Source organism: Nocardioides sp. P5_C9_2 (assembly GCF_054049555.1).
This window is the reverse complement of the sequence record NZ_JBFUMD010000225.1, coordinates 1-6017: the sequence shown is the minus strand read 5'-3', so window position 1 is coordinate 6017 and position 6017 is coordinate 1. Positions and strand designations below refer to the sequence as shown.

Below are 6017 nucleotides of genomic sequence, written 5' to 3'. Positions count from 1 at the left end.
GGACTCGACGTCGAAGTACGACGGGCGCGCGCCCTCGACCTCCTCGACCAGCAGCAGCTCGAAGGAGGCGTCGGCGGCCTCGAAGGTGTAGCCACCCTGCTCGAGCTCCTTGACCCGCGCGGTCACCCGGGTGACCAGCTCACGGTCGCCGGACAGGTCGAAGCCCAGCTCGCGGCCCTTGAGCTCGATGGAGGCCCGGCCGRCCATGTCCGAGACGAGCAGCCGCATGTCGTTGCCGACGCCCGTCGGGTCCATGTGCTGGTAGAGGTCGGGGTCGACCTTGATCGCCGAGGCGTGCAGACCGGCCTTGTGGGCGAAGGCGGAAGTGCCGACGTACGGCTGGCGGGAGGCAGGCGGGACGTTGGTGACCTCGGCGACGGCGTGCGCGATCCGGGTGGCCTCGCCGAGGAGCCCGGCCGGGAGGACCTGCCGGTCCAGCTTGAGCTCGAGGTTGGCGACGACCGAGACCAGGTCGGCGTTGCCGGTGCGCTCGCCGTACCCGTTGATCGTGCCCTGCACGTGGGTGGCCCCGGCGTCGACGGCGGCCAGGGTGTTGGCCACCGCGCAGCCGGTGTCGTTGTGGCAGTGGATGCCGACCCGGGCACCGGTGGTCTCGATGACGTCGTGCACGACGTCGCCCACCCAGTCGGGCAGCATGCCGCCGTTGGTGTCGCACAGCGCCACGACCTCGGCACCGGCCTCGGCGGCGGTGCGCAGCACCTCGAGGGCGTAGTCGCGGTTGGAACGGTAGCCGTCGAAGAAGTGCTCGGCGTCCAGGAAGACCGTCTGCCCGTTCTCGCGCAGGTGCGCGATGGTGTCGCGGACCATCGCGAGGTTCTCCTCGAGCGTCGTGCGCAGCGCGAGCTCCACGTGGCGCTCGTGCGACTTGGCGACCAATGTGACGACCGAGGCCCCGCTCTCGCGCAGGGCGGCGACCAACGGGTCGTCGGCCGCCGCGACGCCGGCGCGTCGGGTCGCCCCGAACGCCGCGAGCCGGGCGTGCCGCAGGTCGAGCTCCCGAGAGGCGCGACGGAAGAACTCGGTGTCCTTGGGGTTGGCGCCCGGCCACCCGCCCTCGATGTAGCCCACGCCCAGGCCGTCGAGCTGACGGGCGATCGTCAGCTTGTCGGCGACGGAGAGGTTGAGACCCTCCTGCTGCGCGCCGTCGCGCAGCGTGGTGTCGTAGACGTGGAAGGAGCCCTGCAGGTCCATCGGTCTCATCTCTCGCGTGTCTGTCGGTGGGGGCGTCGATCGGGATCCGGGTACAAAAAAACCTCCCGGGGTGCAGGAGGTCGGCGCGGCGGGGAGTCCCGTCGCGCTAGGAAATGATGATCGTGCTCGTCGTCACACCCCCACTGTGCCACGGTCCGGAGGCAGGTCCCTGCGGCGTCTCGCGATCCGGCCCGCGGCCACCGGACGGCCGAGGCGACTAGAGCCAGCTCGGCAGGCTGACGCCGGCGAAGGGCCGGTCGGTCGCGGGCGCCCACTCGGTGCCGCTGGTGGTCACGGTGGCCGCGAGGCCCGTCGCCGCTGCCACCAGCACCACCGTGGCGAGGAACCACGCGACGCCGCGCGCCGCGACGGGGTGGCTGATCCGTTGCACCGGGCCGCGCAGGCGCGAGCTCCCCGGCCCCCACCACAGGGCGAGCGCGAGCACCACGCCGATGCCGCCCAGGCTGGGCGTCAGCGACAACCCGGCGGCGAAGCACAGCAGGGCGGCCGCCAGCGCGAGTCCGAGGCTCCAGGTCACCAGGAGGAGCACGCCGGGCACCGCCGCCAGCGCGTGCCACGGGGTGGCGACCAGCAGCTGCGGGGCGTCGTACCACTTGGCGCCCCGCACCTGGCGGCGCGCGCCCGCCGCGCTGCCGGCCAGCGAGCCGCTGCGCAGGAGCCAGACGACCACCGCCAGCAGGAGCGTCGTGACGTACGGCGCGACCGCGACGCCGGCGCCCACCACCGCGGCCCCCGCGAGGACGAGCACGGACCGTCGCAAGCGTTCGAGGCCGCCGACGCGCTGCGGTTGCGGCCAGGGGTACGCCGTGCCGGCACCGGGCTCCCGGACCGTCTCGGTGTCACCGTCCTCGGGCAGCACGCGGGTCGACCGGGCGTACGGGTCGAACCCACGCCGGCCGGGCTCGTCCCCGGCCGGTGGAGGTCCGCCGTCGGCACCTCGGTCGACCACCTCGGTCGTGTCGTGGGCCGGCGCCAGGGAGGCGACTGCCATCGGCACGGTGAACGGGTCCGGCTCGCGGCTCACCGGGGCGGGCGCCAACCGGGTGAGCCAGTGGCGCAGCTCCGGGAGCGACGGACGGCGGGCGGGATCGGGGTCGAGGGCCTCCTCGATCGCCGGTCGCAGCACCGGGTCGAGGTCGGTCAGGTCGTGCTCGCCGCGGCGGACGCGGTCCATCACCGCCACCGACGGCCCCCGGCCGAAGGGCGGACGGCCGGTGCCGGCGAAGGCCACGGTCGCCGCCCAGGAGTGCACGTCGGACGCGGCGGTGGCGTCGTCGCCGTGCAGGATCTCGGGGGCGAGGTAGCCGGGGGTGCCGAGCAGCCAGCCGGTGTGGGTGAGCTTGGGGTCGTCGGCCACGCGGGCGAGTCCGAAGTCGATGAGGATCGGGGTGCGGCCCTCCATGAGCACGTTGGAGGGCTTGATGTCGCGGTGCAGCACCCCCACGTCGTGCACCGCGGCCAGCGCCTCGGCCAGGCAGCTCGCGGCCCACACGAGGTCCGCCCCGGTGAGCGGCCCCTCCTCGTGCACGTGGTCGTGCAGGGAGAGCCCGGGCACGTAGCGGGTCGCCACGAACGGGATGTCGCCCCACGGGTCGGCATCGACGATCTCGGCGACCCGGCGGTTCCTGATGCGGCTGAGGCTGTTGACCTCCCGCGCGAGCCGGTGGCGTGCCTCGTCGTCGCCGACGATGTGCGGTCGCAGCACCTTGAGCGCCACCCGCTCCCCGCCGGGACGTCGGGCCAGGTGCACGACGCCCATGCCGCCCTCGCCCAGGCGCGTCAGCAGCTCGTAGCCGCCGACCCGCAGTCCGGGGGGCGCCTGCTCGGGACGGGACGTGGTCACGCAGGGAGATTACCCGGGGTCGGCCCCGCGACCCGGCATGTCGGGACCTCTGGGTCCGGGCTCGGGCCCCCGGCCGTCGACGACCGTCCCGTGCCCGCTCGTGAGCTGACGGGCGAGCAGCGCGTGGCTGCCGAGCTGGGTGAGCGGCGTGCTGAGGAGCCGGAGCCGGTCGCCGTGGCCAGCGGCGGCCGCGCCCTCGGACGCCCAGTCCGCGTGCGTGCGCCGTACGCCGCCCGGACCCGGCAGCGGGCCGCGCACGGGCAGCACCGTGGCCAGCGTCTCGGGCGTCACGCCGTCGACCCGACGGCTGGTCGTCGTGKGGTCATCGGCCAGGACGTCCTCGCCGGCCGACAGGAGCGCCTCGAACGTCATCACCCGCCGGTCGGGGTAGTCGCCGTCGAACTGCACCACCCTGCGCACCGTACGGATGTCGCCCCGCACCCGGCGCAGCTTGTCGACCTGCGCCACGTCCTCGGCGAGGACGGCCACCGCACCCGACCCGTCGACGAGCCGCGCGACCTCCCGCGCCGTGCTGCCCGGGTGGACGGCCACCGTGGCGGCGCCGGCGCACAGCACCGCGAGGTGGCCCACCACCCAGTCGACCCGGGTCCGGGACAGGATCGCGACCCGGTCCCCCGGCTCGACACCCAGGCCGACGAGCCCGGCGGCCAGCGTCTCGACGAGGGCGCGGGCCTGCGACCAGGAGACGTCCTCCCAGGCCCGCTCCCGGCCACCCAGCGGGTGGCGATAGGCCAGGGCGTCGGGCGAGGTCGCCGCCCGGACCCACAGCAGGCGAGCGAGCGTCGTCCCCGCCTCGTCCATGTGGTGCCCCCTCGCGCCCCCCGGCACGGTCCGCGGACCGGGTCGTCAGCAGACCTGGTGCATCCAGCCGAACGTGTCGTCGGCCCGGCCGAGCTGGATGTCGACCAGGGCGGTGCGGATGCGCATCGTCAGGTCGGTCGACGCCGGGGCCGGCGCCTCGCCACCGTCCCACTTGAGGGACCCCACGGGCGTGACCACGGCCGCGGTGCCGCAGGCGAAGATCTCGACGATGTCGCCGCTGGCGACGCCGTCGCGCCACTCGTCGATGGAGAACCGGCGCTCCTCGACCTGGTGGCCCAGCTTGCCGGCCAGCTCGATGATCGAGGCCCGGGTGATGCCCTCGAGGATCGTGCCCGTCGCGGGGGTGACGATCCGGCCGTCGGCGTGGACGAAGTACAGGTTCATGCCACCGAGCTCCTCGACGTACCTGCCCTCCTGGGCGTCGAGGAACACGACCTGGTCGCACCCCTGGGCGGTGGCCTGCTGCTGGGCGACGAGCGAGCTGGCGTAGTTGCCGCCGGTCTTCGCCGCACCCATGCCGCCGCGGCCGGCGCGGGTGTAGTCCTCGGTGAGCCACAGGGTGACCGGCCTGACGCCGCCCTTGAAGTAGGCGCCGGCCGGGGAGGCGATGACCATGAAGGTCACGTGCTGCGCGGGCCGGACGCCGAGGAACACCTCCGAGGCGAACATGAACGGCCGCAGGTAGAGGCTCTTCTCGCCCCCGTCGGGGTTGTCGGGGACCCACCGCTGGTCGACGGTCACCAGCGCGTCCACCGCGGCGACGAAGTCGTCGGGGTCGAGCACCGGGAAGGCCAGCCGCTCGCTGGAGCGCGCCATCCGCTTGGCGTTCTCCTCGGGCCGAAAGGTCCAGACCGTGCCGTCCGGGTGGCGGTAGGCCTTCATGCCCTCGAAGGTCTCCTGCGCGTAGTGCAGGACCGCGGTCGCCGGGTCGAGGGTGAGCGGGCCGTACGGCGTGACCCGGGCCGCGTGCCAGCCCCGGTCGGGCGTCCACTCGGCCGTGAACATGTGGTCGGTGAAGTGCGTGCCGAAGCCCGGGCTGGTGAGGATCTCGGCCAGCCGGGCGTCGTCGACGGGCCGGTCGGTGGCGGTCGTGCTGATGTCCATGGCGTCRGGCTAGCGGCACGGCTCAGAGTCGGGCCGCGACGGCGTCGCCGACCTCACTGGTACGTCGCGTGCTGCCGGGAGCGCGCTCGGCCAGGTCGGCCAGCACTGCCGCCTCGACGGCTGCCGCGGCCTCGGGGTGTCCGAGGTGGTCCAGCAGCAGCGACGTCGAGAGGATGGCGGCGGTGGGGTCGGCCTTCTGCTGCCCGGCGATGTCGGGCGCCGAGCCGTGGACGGGCTCGAACATCGACGGCGCGGTCCGGTCGGGGTTGACGTTGCCGGAGGCGGCCAGCCCGATGCCGCCCGTGATGGCGGCGGCCAGGTCGGTGATGATGTCGCCGAAGAGGTTGTCGGTGACGATTACGTCGAAGCGGCTCGGGTCGACCGTCATGTGGATCATCGCGGCGTCGATGTGCATGTAGTCGGTGGTCACGTCGGGGAACTCGGCGGAGACCTGGTCGAAGATCCGCCACCACACCGAGCCGGCGTGGACGAGCACGTTGGTCTTGTGGACCAGGGTGAGGTGCCGACGCGGGCGGCGCTGCGCGCGGGCGAAGGCGTCGCGGACGACGCGCTCCACGCCGTACGCCGTGTTGACGCTGACCTCGGTGGCGACCTCGGCCGGGGTGCCGACCCGCAGGGCACCGCCGTTGCCCGTGTAGGGGCCCTCGGTGCCCTCGCGGACGACCACGAAGTCGACCTCGCCGGGCGCGGCGAGCGGGCTGGGTGTGCCCGGGAAGAGCCGCGACGGGCGCAGGTTGACGTAGTGGTCGAGCTCGAAGCGCAGCCTGAGCAGCAGGCCGCGCTCGAGGATGCCGGGCGGCAGGTTCGGGTCGTTGGGCCTCCCGCCCACGGCGCCCAGCAGGATCGCGTCGTGCTCGCGGATCTCCGCGAGGACGGCGTCGGGCAGCACCTCACCGGTGGCGAGGTAGTTCTCCGCCCCCAGCGAGTAGTGCGTCTGCTCGAACTTCACCGGCACGTCGACCGCCTCGAGGAC

5 protein-coding genes are annotated in these 6017 nt (G+C 73.9%); all 5 read right to left on the bottom strand.

All coding sequences use genetic code 11. From position 1 onward, the window contains the following. The coding region (gene cimA / locus ACXJKL_RS12295) for a citramalate synthase (protein WP_457207333.1) at positions 1-1212 on the bottom strand (1212 nt) is incomplete at its 3' end. A 217-nt stretch (positions 1213-1429) separates the two neighbouring features. Beyond that, positions 1430-3076: a serine/threonine-protein kinase gene (locus ACXJKL_RS12290; RefSeq protein WP_457207332.1), complete on the bottom strand. Its 1647-nt coding sequence runs from the start codon at positions 3074-3076 to the stop codon at positions 1430-1432. 9 nt (positions 3077-3085) lie between these two features. Beyond that, entirely contained in the window at positions 3086-3898 is an 813-nt protein-coding gene (locus ACXJKL_RS12285) for an AMP-binding protein (RefSeq protein WP_457207331.1), read from the bottom strand. Positions 3899-3943: 45 nt separating this feature from the next. Beyond that, complete coding sequence (locus tag ACXJKL_RS12280; protein ID WP_457207330.1) at positions 3944-5023, bottom strand: branched-chain amino acid aminotransferase; 1080 nt, start codon at positions 5021-5023, stop codon at positions 3944-3946. A gap of 22 nt (positions 5024-5045) precedes the next feature. Then, a partial coding sequence (locus ACXJKL_RS12275) for a 3-isopropylmalate dehydrogenase (RefSeq protein WP_457207329.1) occupies positions 5046-6017 on the bottom strand: 972 nt, incomplete at its 5' end.